This window comes from Pseudoclavibacter sp. RFBB5, from assembly GCF_002931555.1.
Classification (GTDB): Bacteria; Actinomycetota; Actinomycetes; order Actinomycetales; family Microbacteriaceae; genus Pseudoclavibacter.
In genome coordinates this window covers 412,283-429,033 of sequence record NZ_PSTZ01000007.1, presented here as the reverse complement: position 1 = coordinate 429,033, position 16,751 = coordinate 412,283, and the positions used below count along the sequence as shown (strand labels likewise).

Genomic DNA, 16,751 nt, shown 5'->3' with positions numbered 1-16,751 from the left:
CTGAACAGGCTGGCGTGGCAGGTACTGCGAAACATGGCTCCGGCCGAGAGCGCTGCTCTCGGCCGGAGCCATTGTCGTCTCGCCCGAAATGGGGTCAGCCGAGGGCTTCCGCTGCGGCCGCATCGAGCAGCAGGAGCGTCTCGACGCGGCCGGTCGCAGCCCCGAGGGGGGATTCCTCAGCCTGGACCCCCTCCGTCGAAGCCAGTCGCACGGCCGACGCCTTCTCGGCACCCGTGACGACAGCCCAGACGCGAGCCGCCTCGCGGATGGCGGGCAGCGTGAGCGTCACCCGCTCAGGTGGCGGCTTCGGCGAGTCATGGATGCTCTCGACGAGCGCAGACGCGGTCTCGAGCCCGGGAGTGCCTGGGAACAGCGACGCGGTGTGACCGTCGCCTCCCGCGCCGAGGAGCACGAGGTCCAAGGAGGGGACGCCTCCCGGTACGCCATCCGCCGGAGGAACGATCGCTCGCAGCTCAGCTTCGTACGCGACCGCAGCGTCGTCGAGGGTCTCGCCGCTGTCACTCGCCAGGGTCGCGTGCAGGCGTGCCTGCTCGAACCCGGCCGCACCCTTCAGCGCCTCTGCGACGGCGACGACGTTCCGGTCATCATGCCCGGTCGGGACGAAGCGCTCATCGGCGAGCCACACGTGCACGCGCGTCCAGTCAAGCCCGGCTCGATCCATCTCGACGACGAAGGCGGGGAGCACCTTCGTCGCGACGGATCCACCGCTCACCGCGACATGCAGCTCTGCCGTGGTCGAGGCGACGAGCTCGACGAACCGGCGTGCAGCGTTCTCCGCGACCGCGGCGACAGAGGGCTCGACGTGACGGACCCGTGTCGCCTGCATCATTCGCTTCCCTCGCCGGTCTCCTCGGTGGTCTCCTCGGCCACGTGAGCGTGGGCTTCCGCCGCGGCGGCGGCAACTAGCACCTCTCCGAACACTCGGTCGGGTCCAAGCGATCGCAGCTCTTCAGCAAGCACGTCGGGGAGGTCTCGGACCGGCATCGGGATCTTCTGCTCCGGTTGACCTGGCTGTGTCAGCACGACCGCGGAGTCGCTCACACGCTCGAACGTGACGACGCCGCTCGGACGCGTGAGCTTGATCGCGCGCAGCTGCGCACGTCCGAGTTCCCGGTCCGTCGCCTGCGCGACGCGGACGGGAACCTGCAACGAGAGCTGCAACCACGCCGCCATGAGGAGCGTCGAGGTCTGCGAGGGGCGGCCGATGACCTCCACCTCCTGGATGGGCTCGTACGGGGGCTGGTCCAGCACGGCCGCGATCTGCGCGCGCCAGCTGGTCAGTCTCGTCCACGCGAGGTCGCTGTCTCCGTCACAGAACCCCGCCGCGAGCTTCGCCACGGTCTCCTCACCGTTTGGCGAGCTGCCGGAGTCGACGATGCGGAGCTGTGCGATGCGGCCGAGCGACGACGCGCTCGGTGCGCCGAGGGCGGAGTCCGGCCACCAGGCCACCACGGGAGCGTCGGGCAGGAGGAGGGCCTGCACCAGGGTCTCGGGGTCGTCGGAGGCGGGTCCGGAGACGTGGAGGACGATGACCTCGCTCGCTCCGGCGTCTCCACCGACCCTGATCTCCGCGTCCATGTTCGAGACCTTCGCGTCACGATCGACGACGTGGATCACGATGACGCGCATGGGATGCTCGCCGGAGGCCGAGTTCGCAGCGGCGATCGCTGCCTCGCCGCGCCGTTCGCCGGTGGAGATGACGAGGGTGAGCACGCGTCCGAGCGCGACTGCGCCGCCCTCCTCTCGCATGGAGACGAGTCGCTTCGAGACGGCCGAGGTCGTCGTATTGCCGAGTTCGATGATCACGGGCGCCTCCAGGTGCGGCCATCGCGGGCGAGCAGGGCTGTGGCCGAGGCCGGGCCCCAGCTGCCGGGTTTGTAGAGTTCGGGTTGTCCCTGGGTGGCCCAGTACTCCTCGACGGGGTCGAGGATCTTCCAGGAGAGCTCGACCTCCTCGTGGCGGGGGAACAGGGGAGGATCGCCGAGCAGCACGTCGAGGATGAGGCGCTCGTAGGCCTCCGGGCTCGACTCGGTGAATGCGTGTCCGTAGCCGAAGTCCATGGTCACGTCCCGCACGTGCATGCCGGAGCCCGGGATCTTCGAGCCGAACCGGATCGTGACGCCCTCATCCGGTTGGACCCGGATGACCAGCGCGTTCGGTCCGAGCGAGGTGCGCTGGGCTTCGTCGAACAGGTACAGGGGGCCCTGCTTGAACGTGACGGCGATCTCGGTCACGCGACGACCGAGCCGCTTGCCCGTGCGCAGGTAGAACGGCACTCCGGCCCAGCGACGTGAGTCGAGCTCGACTCGGAGCGCCGCGTAGGTCTCGGTGGTCGACTTGGGGTTCATGCCGTCCTCTTCGAGGAACCCACGCACGAACTCGCCGCCCTGCCAGCCGGAGCCGTACTGGCCTCGAGCCGACGCGAGCGACAGGTCGTGGGGGAGGCGAACAGCCGCGAGGGCCTTCTCCTTCTCCTGGCGGAGGTCCTTCGCGTTGAAGGACAGCGGCTCCTCCATGGCGGTGAGGGCGAGCAGCTGCAAGAGGTGGTTCTGGATGACGTCGCGTGCAGCGCCCACGCCGTCGTAGTAGCCGGCGCGGCCGGAGACGCCGATGTCCTCGGCCATCGTGATCTGGACATGGTCGACCGTGTTGGCGTTCCACAGCGGCTCGAACATGGAGTTCGCGAAGCGCAGCGCGAGGATGTTCTGCACCGTCTCCTTGCCGAGGTAGTGATCGATGCGGAAGATCGCGTCGCTCGCGAAGACCGACTCGACGATGCTGTTCAGCTCGCGCGCGGAGGCCAGGTCATGGCCGAAGGGCTTTTCGATGATGACGCGCCGCCACGAGTCCTGGCGTTCCTCGGCGAGCCCGGATCGGCGCAGCTGAGTTGTCACCTCTGGGAAGGAGCGGGGCGGAATCGAGAGGTAGAACGCGTGGTTGCCTCGCGTGCCCTGCTCGTTGTCGAGCTCGTCGAGGACGACCTTGAGGGAGTCGAACGAGGCGTCGTTGTCGAACTCCCCGGAGACGAAGCGGATGCCTTTGGCGAGCTGCGTCCAGACGTCCTCGTTGAAGGGCGTCCGCGCGTGCTGCTCGACGTTCTCCTTCACGAACGCGCGGAACTCGTCGTCGGACCACGGCCGACGAGCGAACCCGACGAGGCCGAACGACGGGGAGAGCAGACCGCGGTTCGCGAGGTCGTAGACCGCCGGGAGCAGCTTCTTCCTGGAGAGGTCTCCCGTGACTCCGAAGATGACGAGACTTGAGGGTCCCGCGATGCGGCGCAGGCGCCCATCGTCGATGGACCTGAGGGGGTTGTTGTCCGCGCTGATGTCGACTGGCGTCACAGCGTCGCCTCCTTGTTTTCTAGGCACGGGTTGCGTGCTCCCGTGTGTGTCCTGCAGACACGAGCGCGGGGATGCGATGGTGCTCGCATCCCCGCCTCGCTGATCGGTTAGCGCGAGATGGCGCCGAGGAGCGCGTCGAGTCCGCTGCCGGATTCGCCGAGGTCGATGCGCAGCACAGGCTGCGCGTGCGACTCGAGCACGGAGGCATCACCAGCGGCCTGCGCCGAGATGAGCGTGCCGAAGGTGAACGGACGCTCGGGGATCTCGAGGTCGTCCTTCTCTCCGGACGTGATCTGCAGGAAGGTGCCGACCTTCGGGCCGCCCTTGTGGAACTGCCCGGTGGAGTGCAGGAAGCGCGGCCCCCACCCGAAGGTGACGGGACGTCCTGAGCGCTTCGCGAGCTCGTCGCGAAGCGCTTCGAGTGCGCCGAAGCGATTCCGGTCGACATAGGCCTGCACTGAGAGGTAGCCGTCCGCTGGGATGAGGGCCACGAGTGCGTCGATGGCCCCTTCCAGCGTGCTCTGCCCGGCGACGACGGTCTCGCTGCCGCGCACCTCGACGCCCTCCGCGACGAACGCGGCAGGCGTGGGCTCCGGTGTCGCTTCCAGGAGTCCGCGTGCGGCGACCTTTGCCGACTCGACGTCGGGCTGGTCGTAGGGGTTGATGCCGATGACGGCGCCCGCGACAGCGACAGCGGTCTCCCAGAGCACGAACTGGCCCCCGAGCGAACCGGAGACGGTGATGTCGTCGCCCGCTGCCGGGGTCGACTCAGCGTCGGCAGCCACGCGTACGAGCTGCAGGTCGGCCGGGCGAGCGTCGATCTCCGGAGCACCTGGGGTGAGGACGACGGGCAGGATGCCGAGGTCGTCCTTTCCGGTCGACTCGGCGATGAGCTGCTCGACCCAGTCGCCGAAGCCGACGATGGATGTGCCGTCGTCGACGATGCCGAGGAATCGCTTCGCGGCGATCGCGGTGCCGAGGACGAGGGCAGGGTTGCTCTCGTCGTCGATGGCGACGGCCGTCGCGGCGACGCCGGCGTCATCGAGGAGGGCGGCGATGTCGACGCCCGCCAGCCCGGAGGGCACGAGGCCGAACGCGGTCAGCGCCGAGAAGCGTCCGCCGACGTGCGGGTCGGCCAGGAACACGCGGTAGCCCGCCGCCCGAGAGGCTTCCTCCATGGGCGAGCCGGGATCGGTGACGATCACGACGCGGCCGGCCGGGTCGATGCCGGCCGCTTCGAATGCGCTCACGAACGCTCGGCGCTGCGAGTCGGTCTCGACCGTGGAGCCGGACTTGGACGACACCACGATCGCCGTGCGCTCCAGGCCTTCCTCGACTGCTGCACGAACCTGTGCTGGGTCGGTGGAGTCGAGCACGACGAGCTCGACGCCCGCGGTGCGCGTGATGACCTCGGGGGCCAGGGACGATCCGCCCATCCCGCAGAGCACGAATCGGGTGATGCCTGCCGACGCGAACTCGTCCCGCAGCGCGATGATGCCGTCGACCAGTTCGCGAGAGACCTCGTGCGCGCGCGTCCAGCCGAGGCGGATTGCCGATTCTGCCTCGGCTGCCGCACCCCACAGGGTGGCGTCCTGCGCGAAGAGTCGCGACGCGAATCGCTCGGCGACGAGCTCGCCGACCTTCGCGGCGGCCGCTGCGTTCGCGGCACCCGCGGTGCTGACCTTGATGCTCACGGCGGTTCCCCTAGGCCTTCGCCGCGGCAGCCTTGAGCTGCGAGTCGACGGTTGCCTTGAGCTCCTGCCAGGAGACGATGAACTTGTCGACGCCCTCGGTCTCGAGCTGCTCCGTGACCTCGACGTAGCTCACGCCGAGCGCCTCGAGTTCGTCGAGCGTCGTGTTGGCCGCGTGGGCGGTTCCCGCGACGGTGTTGCCCGTGATGACCCCGTGGTCGGCGACGGCTTCGAGCGTCTTCTCCGGCATCGTGTTGACCGTGTTGGGCGCGACGAGCTCGGTCACGTAGAGCGTGTCGGGCAGCGCCGGGTCCTTGACGCCAGTGGATGCCCAGAGCGGGCGCTGCACGTGCGCGCCCTCGGCGAGCAGCAGCTGCGCGCGCTCGCTCGAGAACTCCTCTTCGAAGGCTGCGTAGGCGAGGCGGGCGTTCGCAAGAGCAGCACGGCTCTTGAGCGCGGTCGCCTCGTCGCTCCCCGCGGCCACGAGTCGCTTGTCGATCTCGGCGTCGACGCGCGAGACGAAGAACGATGCGACGGAGCGGATCGTCGACAGGTCGTGCCCGCGCTCCTTGGCCTGCTCGAGACCGGACAGGTACGCGTTCACGACCTCGCGGTAGCGGCTGAGGCTGAAGATCAGCGTGACGTTGACGCTGATGCCGGAAGCGATGACCTCCGTGATGGCCGGGAGGCCTTCGACGGTCGCCGGGATCTTGATCATGGCGTTCTTGCGGTCGACCGTGGCCCAGAGTCGCTTGGCCTCCTCGATCGTCGCTGCGGTGTCGCGGGCGAGCTCGGGGGAGACCTCGATCGAGACGCGCCCGTCGAGGCCGTCAGTGGCCTCGTAGATCGGCAGGAAGAGGTCGCACGCGGAGCGCACGTCGTCAGTGGTGATCTCGAAGATCGCCTCGTCGATGCTCGCGCCGCGGGCCTGGAGCTCGGCGACCTGCGTGTCGTACGCGTCGCCCTTGCTGAGGGCGCCGGCGAAGATCGTCGGGTTCGTCGTGACGCCGACGATGCCGCGTTCGGCGATGAGGCGCTCGAGCGCGCCCGACTCGAGGCTTGAGCGCGAGAGGTCGTCGAGCCAGATGCTGACGCCGGCCTCGGCGAGTGCTGCTGTGGGTGTTGAAGTCATTGTTGGTGTTCCTTCGCGTAGCTGATGAGGAAGAGCGGTGATTCGCAGGGGAGCGCTACTGCGCGAGCGACTCGAGCGCCGCGTCGACGACGGCCTCTGCCGTGATGCCGTAGGCCTTGTAGAGCTCCGGCTGGTCTGCGGATGCGCCGAACGTCTCGATCGAGATGCTGCGGCCCTTGGGTCCCACGAACTGGAGCCATGGCAGTGCGAGCCCTGCCTCGATGCTCACGCGAGCCTCGACGGCAGCTGGGAGGACGTGCTCCCGGTAGGCCGCGTCCTGCTCGGCGAACCACTCGAAGCTCGGGACGGACACGACGCGCGTGGGGTGTCCTTGCTCCTGGAGCGTCTCACGTGCTTCCAGCGCGTACTGGACCTCGGAGCCGGTGGCGAGCAGGATGACCTCGGGCGTGCCGCCGGAGGCTTCCGCGAGGACGTAGGCGCCTCGCTTCGTTCCGGCGGCGGAGCCGAACTCCTGCTCGTTGGCGTCTCCGGATCCGCGTGCGATGACGGGGAGGTCCTGGCGCGAGAGGATGAGGCCGGTCGGGCCGCCTCGGCGGCTCACGACCTCGAGCCAGGCCGCCGCCGTCTCCGGTCCGTCCGCTGGGCGGACCACTGCGAGGTTCGGGATGGCGCGGAGCGCCGTGAGGGACTCCACGGGCTGGTGCGTCGGGCCGTCGCCACCGAGGGCGATGGAGTCGTGCGTCCACACGAAGATCGACGGGATGTTCATGAGCGCAGCGAGGCGAACGGAGGGACGCATGTAGTCGCTGAACATCAGGAACGTGCCGCCGAACGCGCGAGTCTTGCCGTGCAGTGTGATGCCGTTGAGGATCGCGCCCATGGCGTGCTCGCGGATGCCGAAGTGCAGCACCCGTCCGTAGGGGTTGCCGGTCCAGCTCGACGTCGAGAACTGCGAGGGGATGAAGGACGCGGCCCCGTTGATGGTCGTGTTGTTGGAGCCGGCGAGGTCGGCCGAACCGCCCCAGAGCTCCGGGAGCTGGGCTGCGAGTGCGTTGATGGCCTCGCCCGACGCCTTGCGGGTGGAGACCTTGGCGACGCCCGCGAAGTCTGGCAGCGCGTCGGCGATGCCCTCGGGCAGCTCGTCGGCCTCGAGTCGCTCGAGCAGCTCGGCGCGCTCGGGGTTCGCGCTCTTCCAGGCGTCGAAGCTCTGCTGCCACTCAGCGCGCACCGGAGCCGCGCGGTCGGCGAGTCCTCGCGTGTAGGCGAGCACGTCATCGGCGACCTCGAAGCTCTGCTTCGGGTCGAATCCGACGAGGCTCTTGACCGCCTCGAGCTCGGTCTCACCGAGCGCCGAGCCGTGGATGCCGCCGGTGTTCTGTTTGGTCGGGCTCGGCCAGCCGATGATGGTCTTCAGGACGATGATCGACGGGCGCCCGGTCTCGGCCTGGGCCTGGAGCGTCGCGTCGTGCAGTGCGGAGAGGTCCTCGTGGTACTGCTCGCCCGCGGTCCAGTCGACCGTCTGGACGTGCCAGCCGTAGGCCTCGTAGCGCTTGGCGACGTCTTCCGTGAAGGCGATGTCGGTGTCGTCCTCGATGGAGATCTGGTTGGCGTCGTAGAAGACGATGAGGTTGCCGAGCTCCTGGTGGCCCGCGAGCGAGGAGGCCTCGCTCGTCACGCCCTCCTGCAGGTCGCCGTCGCTGGCGATGACGTAGACGCGGTGGTCGAAGGGGCTCTCCCCGGGAGCGGCCTCGGGGTCGAAGAGTCCGCGTTCGAAGCGCTGCGCGTAGGCGAAGCCCACTGCGGAGGCGAGCCCCTGGCCGAGTGGCCCCGTCGTCATCTCGACGTGGTCGGTGTGGCCGAACTCCGGGTGGCCCGGCGTCTTGGAGCCGAGCTGGCGGAGCTGCTTGAGGTCGTCGAGCTCGAGACCGAAGCCGCCCAGGTAGAGCTGGGTGTACTGGGTCAGCGAGGAGTGTCCCGCCGAGAGGATGAAGCGGTCGCGACCGATCCAGTGGGGGTCCTTCGGATCGACCCGCATCACGTGCTGGTACAGCAGCGTCGCGAGGGGGGCGAGGCTCATCGCCGTGCCAGGGTGCCCACCCTTCGCCTTCTCAACTGCGTCCGCCGCCAAGATCCTTGCTGTGTCGACTGCACGTCGATCGAGCTCAGACCACTCAAAATTCGTCACACTGCGTCCCGTCGTCGTTGGGAAAGGGCCACCTCACAGCCTATCGCCACGTCGGGTCCGCGCGGGAGGAACGGCATCCAGTTCTCGGTCATGTTTCTCCGTGCGACGGGCCTCACGGTCCGCGACGGCAGCTGTGACCGGCTGGCACGCCCCGGAATGGGGAGCCGTTCTCGGCGGGACCAGATAGAATTGCCAGGAGATTTCGAGCGAAGAGGACTTGGTGGCTTTGTCTGTCGATGAACTAGTGGCTGTCGCACCCCCGCAGCGAGCGACGTTGGGGCGCAAGGCGAAGGCCTACCTGGCGCTGACGAAGCCGCGCATCATCGAGCTCCTCCTCATCACGACGGTGCCGACGATGTTCCTGGCGCAGGGCGGCGTGCCGAACCTGTGGCTCGTCCTCGGGGTCGTCCTGGGCGGCGCCATGTCCGCAGGCAGCGCAAACGCCTTCAACTGCTACATCGACCGCGACATCGATCGCCTGATGAAGCGCACCGCCAAGCGCCCGCTGGTGACGGGGGAGCTGACAGACCGCGAGGCTCTCGTCTTCGCGTTCGCCCTCGGCATCCTGTCAACGGTCGTGCTGTGGCTTGTCGCCAACCCGCTGACTGCGGCGCTCTCCGTCGGCGCCATCCTGCTGTACGTCGTCTTCTACACGATCGTGCTCAAGCGCCGCACCGAGCAGAACATCATCTGGGGCGGCGTCGCGGGCTGCATGCCCGTCCTCATCGGCTGGGCCGGCGTCACGAACTCCCTCAGCTGGGCGCCGTTCGTGCTGTTCGCCATCATCTTCCTCTGGACCCCGGCCCACTACTGGCCGCTCTCCGTGAAGTACCGCGACGACTACGCGAAGGCGAGCGTCCCGATGCTGTCGGTCACCGAGGGGGAGCTGTCGGTCTCGCTGCAGACCGTGCTCTACGCCTGGGCGACGGTCATCTGCTCGCTCCTGCTCGTCCCGATTGCGGGCATGGGCTGGCTGTACACGTCCGTCGCTGTGCTGTCGGGTGCGTGGTTCCTCTACGAGGCGCACGTGCTCTATTACCGCACCATCACGGGCAAGGGCGGGAAGCCGATGAAGGTCTTCCACCTCTCCATCACGTACCTCACGCTCGTCTTCGTGGCAGTCGGCATCGACCCGCTGATCTCCTAGTGCGGGGCAGCAGCCATTGAGATCGGCCCGGCGGAGCATCCCTCCCGCCGGGCCGATTTCGCTGTTCCCGCTTCTCCCCGAGCTGCAGGCCCACCGTCTTCTGAACGAGAAAGCCCCGGCGAGACACGGTCTCGTCGGGGCTTCTCTGCACTCGGCTCGAAGCCGGCGAGGTCAGGCGCGTTGCGGGCGTCCTTCGCGGCGGATGGTCGCCACCGCGGTCGTGGCGACAGCGATGGTCGTGACCGAGAGCACCATGTGCACGATCACGAGGGTGATGGGAAGGCCTGTGCGTGCCTGCCAGATGCCGACGCCCGCCTGCGCGACGATGAGCGCGAGCAGGCCCAGCGAGACCTTGCGGGTGGCCGGGAACCTCCGCACCGCGGCCAGAACGGCGAACGCGAGGGAGCAGGCCAGCAGGATGTACGCGGGCCAGGAGTGGACGTGCTGCATGACGACGGGATCGAGCCCGTTCCTCGAGGCGGCCGAGTCTCCCGCGTGCGGACCGGATCCCGTGGTCAGCGCGCCGACGAACACCGTCACCCAGACCCACACGTTGACCACGACCGCGAGCGTGAGCACGAGACCCGCCCGGCTGACGTCGAGTCGCGTTCCGACCTCGGGGACCGGCTCGCCGCGTCGCACCCGGAAGAGCAGGACGGCGGCGATCGCCACGATGAGGCCGGAGATGAGGAAGTGGAGGCCCACGATGTCCGGGTTGAGGCCGGTGAGCACGGTGATGCCGCCGACGATCGCCTGGACGATGATCAGCACGCCGATCGAGAAGGCCGGAACGGCGAGGCGCATGCCGCGCGGGCGCACCCTCAGGACCGCCAGGAACAGCAGGAGGGCGATGACGCACAGGATGAACGTCAGCAGACGGTTCCCGAACTCGATGACACCGTGGATGCCCATCTCGGGCGTGTTGATGAGCGATTCGTCCGTGCAGTACGGCCACGTGGGACAGCCGAGGCCCGAACCGGTGAGTCGGACGAGCCCGCCCGTGCCGACGATGGCGATGTTCGCGATCAGGCTCGCCCACGCCAGGAAACGTGTGTAGCGCGTGATGCCGCTGGGCATCAGGCGCGCACGGATGGCGTCCGCTCCTGAGGGACGGACGGGAGCGACTTGCGCGGTCACGAGTTCCTTTCAGACGCCTGGCTTGTCTGGCGTAGGATAGAAGGTGTTGTCTTCGCTCGGGACGTGTGCCCGAATCGCGGCGCAGGGAACAATGGAGGCCCTTCGCGGGTTCCATTCTACGAGAGGTAGACGCACGCCGTCTTCCCGAGCGACCGCGGGCCCACCGGCCGTAGACCCACATGCGAGACGAACGCCGGCGTGAAGCCGGGCGAGCGCCCGCACGTGCACAACGACTTCAGAGATGAGAGAGACGAGGCAGACATGTCAGATGTCCTGATCGATCGCCCAGAACTCGAGGGCCTCGGCCGCTATGAGTTCGGCTGGGCAGACTCCGACGTTGCGGGATCGTCCGCGAAGCGAGGCATCAACGATGCCGTCGTCGCCGACATCTCGCGCCTGAAAGACGAGCCTGAGTGGATGCTCAAGACGCGCCTCAAGGGCTACAAGATGTTCGAGCGGAAGCCGATGCCGAACTGGGGTGCAGACCTCTCCGGCATCGACTTCGACAACATCAAGTACTTCGTGCGGTCGACGGAGAAGCAGGCCCAGACGTGGGAGGACCTGCCCGAGGACATCAAGAGCACCTACGAGAAGCTCGGCATCCCCGACGCAGAGCGTCAGCGCCTCGTCGCCGGCGTTGCGGCTCAGTACGAGTCCGAGGTGGTCTACCACCAGATCAACGAGGAGCTCGAGAAGCAGGGTGTCATCTTCATGGACACCGACACGGCGCTCCGCGAGCACCCGGAGTTCTTCGAGGAGTACTTCGGCACCGTCATCCCCTCCGGGGACAACAAGTTCGCGGCCCTGAACACGGCCGTCTGGTCGGGCGGCTCGTTCGTCTACGTGCCGAAGGGCGTGCACGTCGAGATCCCGCTGCAGGCCTACTTCCGCATCAACACTGAGAACATGGGTCAGTTCGAGCGGACGCTGATCATCGCCGATGAGGGCAGCTACGTCCACTACATCGAGGGCTGCACGGCTCCCATCTACAAGTCCGACTCCCTGCACTCTGCGGTTGTCGAGATCATCGTGAAGAAGAACGCCCGCGTTCGCTACACGACGATCCAGAACTGGTCGAACAACGTCTACAACCTCGTCACGAAGCGTGCGATCGCCGAAGAGGGCGCGACGATGGAGTGGGTCGATGGCAACATCGGCTCGAAGGTCACCATGAAGTACCCGTCGATCTACCTGGTCGGCGAGCACGCCAAGGGCGAGACCATGTCCGTGGCCTTCGCGGGTCCCGGCCAGCACCAGGACGCCGGCGCCAAGATGATCCACATGGCTCCGTACACGCAGTCGTCGATCACGTCGAAGTCGATCGCGAGGGGTGGGGGACGAGCCGGCTACCGAGGCGAGGTCCGCATCGATGCCAAGGCTCACCACTCATCGAACAGCGTCGTCTGCGACGCGCTGCTCGTCGATACGCAGTCCCGTTCTGACACGTACCCCGCGATCGACATCCGGGTCGACGACGTGCAGCTCGGCCACGAGGCCACCGTCACGAAGGTGTCGGAGGAGCAGCTCTTCTACCTCATGAGCCGCGGACTCCCGGAGACCGAGGCCATGGCCATGATCGTTCGCGGCTTCATCGAGCCCATCGCTCGCGAGCTGCCGATGGAGTACGCGCTGGAACTCAACAAGCTCATCGAGATGAGCATGGAAGGATCGGTCGGCTAGATGACGACGCAGGTGACGAGCGAGCAGATCAACCCGCTCGGTCTCAACAAGCACAGCCATGGGCCCGGCTCCGAGGTGCCGGTACAGACGAGGTCGGAGCGCTTCACCTCCTTCGACTTCGCCGACTTCGCACCGCTCAGCGGCCGCGAGATCGAGTGGAAGTACACTCCCGTCGCGAAGCTCGACGCGCTCATCAACGGCACGCTCACCGGAACCCGCTCCGAGCTCGACTTCTCGGAGACCGAGGGCGTCTCGGTGAGCTGGATCCCTCGTTCGGATGCGCGCATCGGCTCCGCAGGAAAGCCAGAGGACCGCGCCTCCGCCAACGCCTGGACGAACTTCGAAGAGGCGCTCCTCGTCGAGGTGTCGGGCGAAGACGACAAGCAGTTCGTCCTCGACCGCAAGGGCTTCGGCGACGCCGCACTCGCGGCCCACGTCGTGATCGACATCAAGCCGCACGCCAGGGGCCTCATCATCCTCCGCCACACCGGCGAGGCGACGGTCGCCGAGAACGTCGAGATCCTCGTCGGCGACGGCGCGAACGTCACGGTCGTCTCCATGCAGGAATGGGAGGACTCCGCGCAGCACCTCTCCACGCACTTCCTGTCGGTGGGGCGCGACGCGTTCATCAAGCACATCGTGGTCTCGCTCGGCGGTGGCATCGTGCGGCTCAACCCGACGCTCCAGCTCAATGCGCAGGGCGCGGATGGCGAGCTCTACGGGCTCTACTACTCCGACGCCGGCCAGCACCTCGAGCACCAGGTCTTCGTCGACCACAATGCGCCACACACGCGCAGCCGTGTCAACTACAAGGGTGCGCTGCAGGGCGAGGGCGCGCGCGCCGTCTGGATCGGCGACGTGCTCATCCGCCGCAACGCGCCCGGCACCGACTCCTACGAGCAGAACCGCAACCTCGTCCTCTCGGAGGGGACGCGCGCCGACTCGGTTCCGAACCTCGAGATCGAGACCGGCGACATCGAGGGCGCGGGTCACGCGTCCGCGACTGGTCGCTTCGACGACGAGCAGCTCTTCTACCTGATGAGCCGCGGCATCTCCGAGGCCATGAGCCGTCGCCTCGTGGTGCACGGCTTCCTCAACGAGATCGTCCAGCAGATCGGGAACGAGGAGATCGCAACCCATCTTCGGGACGCGCTCGAACGCGAGCTCAACGAGGGCGCAAGTCCTCTGCTCGTCGCAGAGCGATGACCTCGGTGCGTCTCTGCGCCGCAGACGACGTGAAGGTCGAGGCGCCGCAGCGCTTCGAGATCGAGGGACAGGCCATCTGCGTCGTCCGGGACTCGGCCGGTGAGCTCTTCGCTCTCGGGGACCGATGCTCGCACGGAGACATCTCGCTTGCCGAGGGCTTCGTGGAGGACGACTCGATCGAATGCTGGGCGCACGGCTCCCAGTTCTCGCTCAAGACCGGGTGGCCACGCACCCTCCCCGCCTACGAACCAGTGCCCGTGTACCGCATCCAGGTGCAAGAGGGCGACATCTACATCGACCCCACTCCAATCTTCGAGGAGAAGAGCTAGCACATGTCCACGCTGCAGATATCCGACCTCCACGTCACGGTCGAGACCGACCAGGGCACCAAGGAAATCCTCCGCGGTGTCGACCTGACGATCAACCAGGGCGAGATCCACGCCATCATGGGCCCGAACGGCTCAGGCAAGTCGACGCTCGCGTACACGATCGCGGGCCACCCCAAGTACGAGGTGACGAGCGGCTCGATCACGCTCGACGGCGAGGATGTCCTCGAGATGTCCGTCGACGAGCGGGCGAAGGCCGGCCTCTTCCTCGCCATGCAGTACCCCGTCGAGATCCCCGGCGTGACGGTCGCGAACTTCCTGCGCACCGCGAAGACCGCCGTCTCCGGTGAGGCCCCGCCCCTGCGCCCGTGGCTGAAGGAGGTCAAGTCCTCCATGTCTGCACTGCGCATGGACCCGGTCTTCTCCGAGCGTAACGTCAACGAGGGCTTCTCCGGTGGTGAGAAGAAGCGCAACGAGATCCTCCAGCTCGAGCTTCTCAAGCCGAAGTTCGCCGTGCTCGACGAGACCGACTCCGGCCTCGACGTGGATGCGCTCCGCATCGTGTCCGAGGGCGTCAATCGCGTCAAGGAGAACACCGGCCTCGGCGTGCTCCTCATCACCCACTACACGCGCATCCTGCGCTACATCAAGCCGGACTTCGTGCACGTCTTCGTCGCGGGCAAGGTCGCTGACCAGGGCGGACCCGAGCTCGCCGACCGCCTCGAGAACGAGGGCTACGACCGCTACCTCGTGCAGCAGGTCGAGGCGTAGGATCACGCCATGGCACTGACGACACTCGAAGCGACACGCTACGACGAGATCGAAGAGGCGCTCAAAGAGGTCGTGGACCCAGAGCTCGGCGTCAACATCGTCGACCTCGGCCTCATCTACGACCTGAACTGGGACGACGACTCCGACGCGCTGGTCATCTCGATGACGCTCACCTCCGCAGGTTGCCCGCTGACTGACGTCATCGAGGCCGACACCGCGCAGGCGCTCGACGGCCAAGTCGAGCGGTTCGTCATCAACTGGGTCTGGATGCCGCCGTGGGGTCCTGAGAAGATCACCGACGACGGGCGCGACATGATGCGCGCGCTCGGGTTCAACATCTGACCCACGTCTGACCGTGATGAGCCCCGCCTCGGCGGGGCTCATTCGCGTCTCGTCTAGACTGGGCAGGTTGTCGGCTACGGGGCCAGCCCGGTCGACCCCGGCGTGGCCCCGACACCCGCCTCTCAGCACTGCACAGCTCGCCCCGCTCTCCACCGAATGGATGCTCTTCTTGCTCGCCGTACATGACCTCGAAATCACCATGGGTGCCCGCACCCTCATGTCGGGAGTCAACTTTCGTGTTGCCGCTGGCGACAAGATCGGCCTCGTCGGTCGCAACGGCGCGGGCAAGACGACGCTGACGAAGATCCTGGCGGGGGACACCCTCCCGACGGCAGGGAAGATCGAACGCCGAGGCGAGATCGGCTACCTCCCGCAGGACCCGCGGAGCGGCGACCCGACGCAGACGGCCCGCACGCGCATCCTGGACGCCAGAGGACTCGGCGAACTGCGTCTCGGCATCGACGAGGCGACCCTCGCGATGGCGGAGGGGTCTCCTGCCGAGCAGGAGGCCGCGATGAAGAAGTACTCGCGCCTCGATGACAGGTTCCTGGCGCTCGGAGGCTACGCGGCCGAGGCCGAGGCCGCGGCGATCGCCAGCAACCTCAAGCTGCCGGACCGCATCCTCGACCAGGAGCTGCAGACGCTCTCGGGTGGACAGCGTCGTCGCATCGAACTCGCCCGGATCCTGTTCTCCGGCGCGGAGACGATGCTGCTCGATGAGCCGACGAACCACCTCGACATCGACTCGGTCATCTGGCTGCGGGAGTTCCTCAAGGGATATGCCGGCGGGCTCATCGTGATCTCCCACGACGTCGAACTCGTCGGCGACACCGTCAACCGCGTGTTCTACCTCGACGCGAACCGCCAGGTCATCGACGTCTACAACATGGGCTGGAAGCACTACCTGCGACAGCGTGAGGCTGACCAGGAGCGCCGCAAGAAGGAGCGGGCCAACATCGAGAAGAAGGCGACCGTGCTGCAGCAGCAGGCCGCCAAGTTCGGTGCCAAGGCGACGAAGGCCACCGCGGCCCACCAGATGGCGCGTCGTGCGGAGAAGATGCTCTCGGGTCTCGAGGAGGTCCGCGTCGCCGACCGGGTGGCGAAGCTGCGCTTCCCGACTCCCGCGGCCTGCGGCAAGACCCCGCTGCGGGCATCGAATCTCTCGAAGTCCTACGGATCGCTCGAGATCTTCACCGCGGTCGACCTCGCCATCGACCGAGGTTCACGCGTCGTGATCCTCGGGCTCAATGGTGCGGGCAAGACGACCCTTCTGCGTATGCTCGCCGGCGTCGATGAGCCGGACACGGGCGCGCTCGAGCCGGGCCACGGCCTCAAGATCGGCTACTACGCCCAGGAGCACGAGACGCTGGATGTCGCCCGCAGCGTCCTCCAGAACATGGTGAGCGTCTCGAGCCACCTCACGGAGACCGAGGCGCGCAAGGTACTCGGCTCCTTCCTCTTCTCCGGGGATGACGTGCACAAGCCGGCTGGGGTGCTCTCGGGCGGTGAGAAGACGCGACTCGCGCTGGCGATGCTCGTGGTTTCCAGTGCCAACGTCCTGCTCCTCGACGAACCGACGAACAACCTCGACCCGATGAGCCGTGAGCAGATCCTGGACGCGCTCGCGCACTACGAGGGCTCAGTCGTGTTGGTCAGCCACGACGAGGGCGCTGTCGAGGCGCTCAACCCCGAGCGGGTGCTCATCATGCCCGATGGGGTGGAGGATCACTGGACGCCCGACTACTTCGATCTCATCACGATGAACTAGGCACGCCGCGCGAACGCTCCTGCCTCACCACGAAGCGCAT

Annotated in this window: 14 protein-coding genes; 7 read left to right on the top strand and 7 right to left on the bottom strand. The window is 67.3% G+C overall.

Annotated features, from left to right (window positions below; genetic code table 11):
- Nucleotides 1–94: 94 nt before the first annotated feature.
- The 6 genes from pgl to tkt all read right to left on the bottom strand — a co-directional run bounded on the left by pgl (nucleotide 95) and on the right by tkt (nucleotide 8,334).
- Nucleotides 95–850, bottom strand: a complete 756-nt coding sequence (gene pgl, locus C5B97_RS09940; RefSeq protein ID WP_104311912.1) for a 6-phosphogluconolactonase — start codon at nucleotides 848–850, stop codon at nucleotides 95–97.
- On the bottom strand, nucleotides 847–1,827 hold the full coding sequence (locus C5B97_RS09935) for a glucose-6-phosphate dehydrogenase assembly protein OpcA (protein WP_104311911.1): 981 nt from the start codon (nucleotides 1,825–1,827) through the stop codon (nucleotides 847–849). Before C5B97_RS09935 ends, pgl begins: the two co-directional genes overlap by 4 nt.
- Nucleotides 1,824–3,365 (bottom strand): glucose-6-phosphate dehydrogenase, encoded by a 1,542-nt coding sequence (gene zwf / locus C5B97_RS09930; protein WP_104311910.1) that lies wholly within the window; start codon nucleotides 3,363–3,365, stop codon nucleotides 1,824–1,826. Before zwf ends, C5B97_RS09935 begins: the two co-directional genes overlap by 4 nt.
- 107 nt (nucleotides 3,366–3,472) lie before the next feature.
- The gene (locus C5B97_RS09925) at nucleotides 3,473–5,059 is read right to left on the bottom strand and encodes a glucose-6-phosphate isomerase (RefSeq protein ID WP_104311909.1); all 1,587 of its coding nucleotides are present in this window, start codon (nucleotides 5,057–5,059) and stop codon (nucleotides 3,473–3,475) included.
- A 10-nt stretch (nucleotides 5,060–5,069) separates the two neighbouring features.
- Nucleotides 5,070–6,188, bottom strand: a complete 1,119-nt coding sequence (gene tal / locus C5B97_RS09920; protein WP_104311908.1) for a transaldolase — start codon at nucleotides 6,186–6,188, stop codon at nucleotides 5,070–5,072.
- 55 nt (nucleotides 6,189–6,243) lie between these two features.
- On the bottom strand, nucleotides 6,244–8,334 hold the full coding sequence (gene tkt / locus C5B97_RS09915; protein ID WP_104311907.1) for a transketolase: 2,091 nt from the start codon (nucleotides 8,332–8,334) through the stop codon (nucleotides 6,244–6,246).
- A gap of 244 nt (nucleotides 8,335–8,578) precedes the next feature.
- Here tkt and C5B97_RS09910 point away from each other — a divergent pair, with 244 nt between their 5' ends.
- Nucleotides 8,579–9,481 (top strand): heme o synthase, encoded by a 903-nt coding sequence (locus C5B97_RS09910; RefSeq protein ID WP_258068115.1) that lies wholly within the window; start codon nucleotides 8,579–8,581, stop codon nucleotides 9,479–9,481.
- A gap of 171 nt (nucleotides 9,482–9,652) precedes the next feature.
- Here the strand turns inward: C5B97_RS09910 and C5B97_RS09905 are convergent, their stop codons facing one another.
- Nucleotides 9,653–10,618 carry a heme A synthase gene (locus tag C5B97_RS09905; protein WP_146080780.1) on the bottom strand — a complete coding sequence of 322 codons (966 nt, stop codon included), beginning with the start codon at nucleotides 10,616–10,618 and terminating at the stop codon, nucleotides 9,653–9,655.
- Between the two features lie 261 nt (nucleotides 10,619–10,879).
- On the opposite strand from C5B97_RS09905, the gene sufB reads away from it, so the two are divergent.
- The 6 genes from sufB (at nucleotide 10,880) to C5B97_RS09875 (ending at nucleotide 16,711) form a co-directional block, all read left to right on the top strand.
- Complete coding sequence (sufB, locus tag C5B97_RS09900) at nucleotides 10,880–12,298, top strand: Fe-S cluster assembly protein SufB (protein ID WP_104312575.1); 1,419 nt, start codon at nucleotides 10,880–10,882, stop codon at nucleotides 12,296–12,298.
- Nucleotides 12,299–13,504, top strand: coding sequence for a Fe-S cluster assembly protein SufD (gene sufD / locus C5B97_RS09895; protein ID WP_104311904.1), 1,206 nt, complete (start codon nucleotides 12,299–12,301; stop codon nucleotides 13,502–13,504).
- A complete protein-coding gene (locus C5B97_RS09890; protein ID WP_068481923.1) occupies nucleotides 13,501–13,833 on the top strand; it encodes a non-heme iron oxygenase ferredoxin subunit in 333 nt (110 codons plus the stop codon). The genes sufD and C5B97_RS09890 overlap by 4 nt, the downstream gene beginning before the upstream one ends.
- A gap of 3 nt (nucleotides 13,834–13,836) precedes the next feature.
- Nucleotides 13,837–14,601 carry a Fe-S cluster assembly ATPase SufC gene (gene sufC / locus C5B97_RS09885; RefSeq protein ID WP_104311903.1) on the top strand — a complete coding sequence of 255 codons (765 nt, stop codon included), beginning with the start codon at nucleotides 13,837–13,839 and terminating at the stop codon, nucleotides 14,599–14,601.
- Between the two features lie 9 nt (nucleotides 14,602–14,610).
- Nucleotides 14,611–14,943 carry a metal-sulfur cluster assembly factor gene (locus C5B97_RS09880; protein WP_104311902.1) on the top strand — a complete coding sequence of 111 codons (333 nt, stop codon included), beginning with the start codon at nucleotides 14,611–14,613 and terminating at the stop codon, nucleotides 14,941–14,943.
- 169 nt (nucleotides 14,944–15,112) lie between these two features.
- Nucleotides 15,113–16,711, top strand: coding sequence for an ABC-F family ATP-binding cassette domain-containing protein (locus C5B97_RS09875; protein ID WP_104312574.1), 1,599 nt, complete (start codon nucleotides 15,113–15,115; stop codon nucleotides 16,709–16,711).
- The last annotated feature ends 40 nt before the right edge of the window (nucleotides 16,712–16,751 follow it).

What these genes read in the sequence shown, in the direction of transcription:
- pgl (WP_104311912.1), bottom strand. Translation starts at nt 850, where the DNA reads ATGATGCAGGCGACACGGGTCCGTCACGTCGAGCCCTCTGTCGCCGCG.
- tal (WP_104311908.1), bottom strand. Translation starts at nt 6,188, where the DNA reads ATGACTTCAACACCCACAGCAGCACTCGCCGAGGCCGGCGTCAGCATC.
- sufB (WP_104312575.1), top strand. Translation starts at nt 10,880, where the DNA reads ATGTCAGATGTCCTGATCGATCGCCCAGAACTCGAGGGCCTCGGCCGC.
- sufD (WP_104311904.1), top strand. Translation starts at nt 12,299, where the DNA reads ATGACGACGCAGGTGACGAGCGAGCAGATCAACCCGCTCGGTCTCAAC.
- C5B97_RS09890 (WP_068481923.1), top strand. Translation starts at nt 13,501, where the DNA reads ATGACCTCGGTGCGTCTCTGCGCCGCAGACGACGTGAAGGTCGAGGCG.
- sufC (WP_104311903.1), top strand. Translation starts at nt 13,837, where the DNA reads ATGTCCACGCTGCAGATATCCGACCTCCACGTCACGGTCGAGACCGAC.
- C5B97_RS09880 (WP_104311902.1), top strand. Translation starts at nt 14,611, where the DNA reads ATGGCACTGACGACACTCGAAGCGACACGCTACGACGAGATCGAAGAG.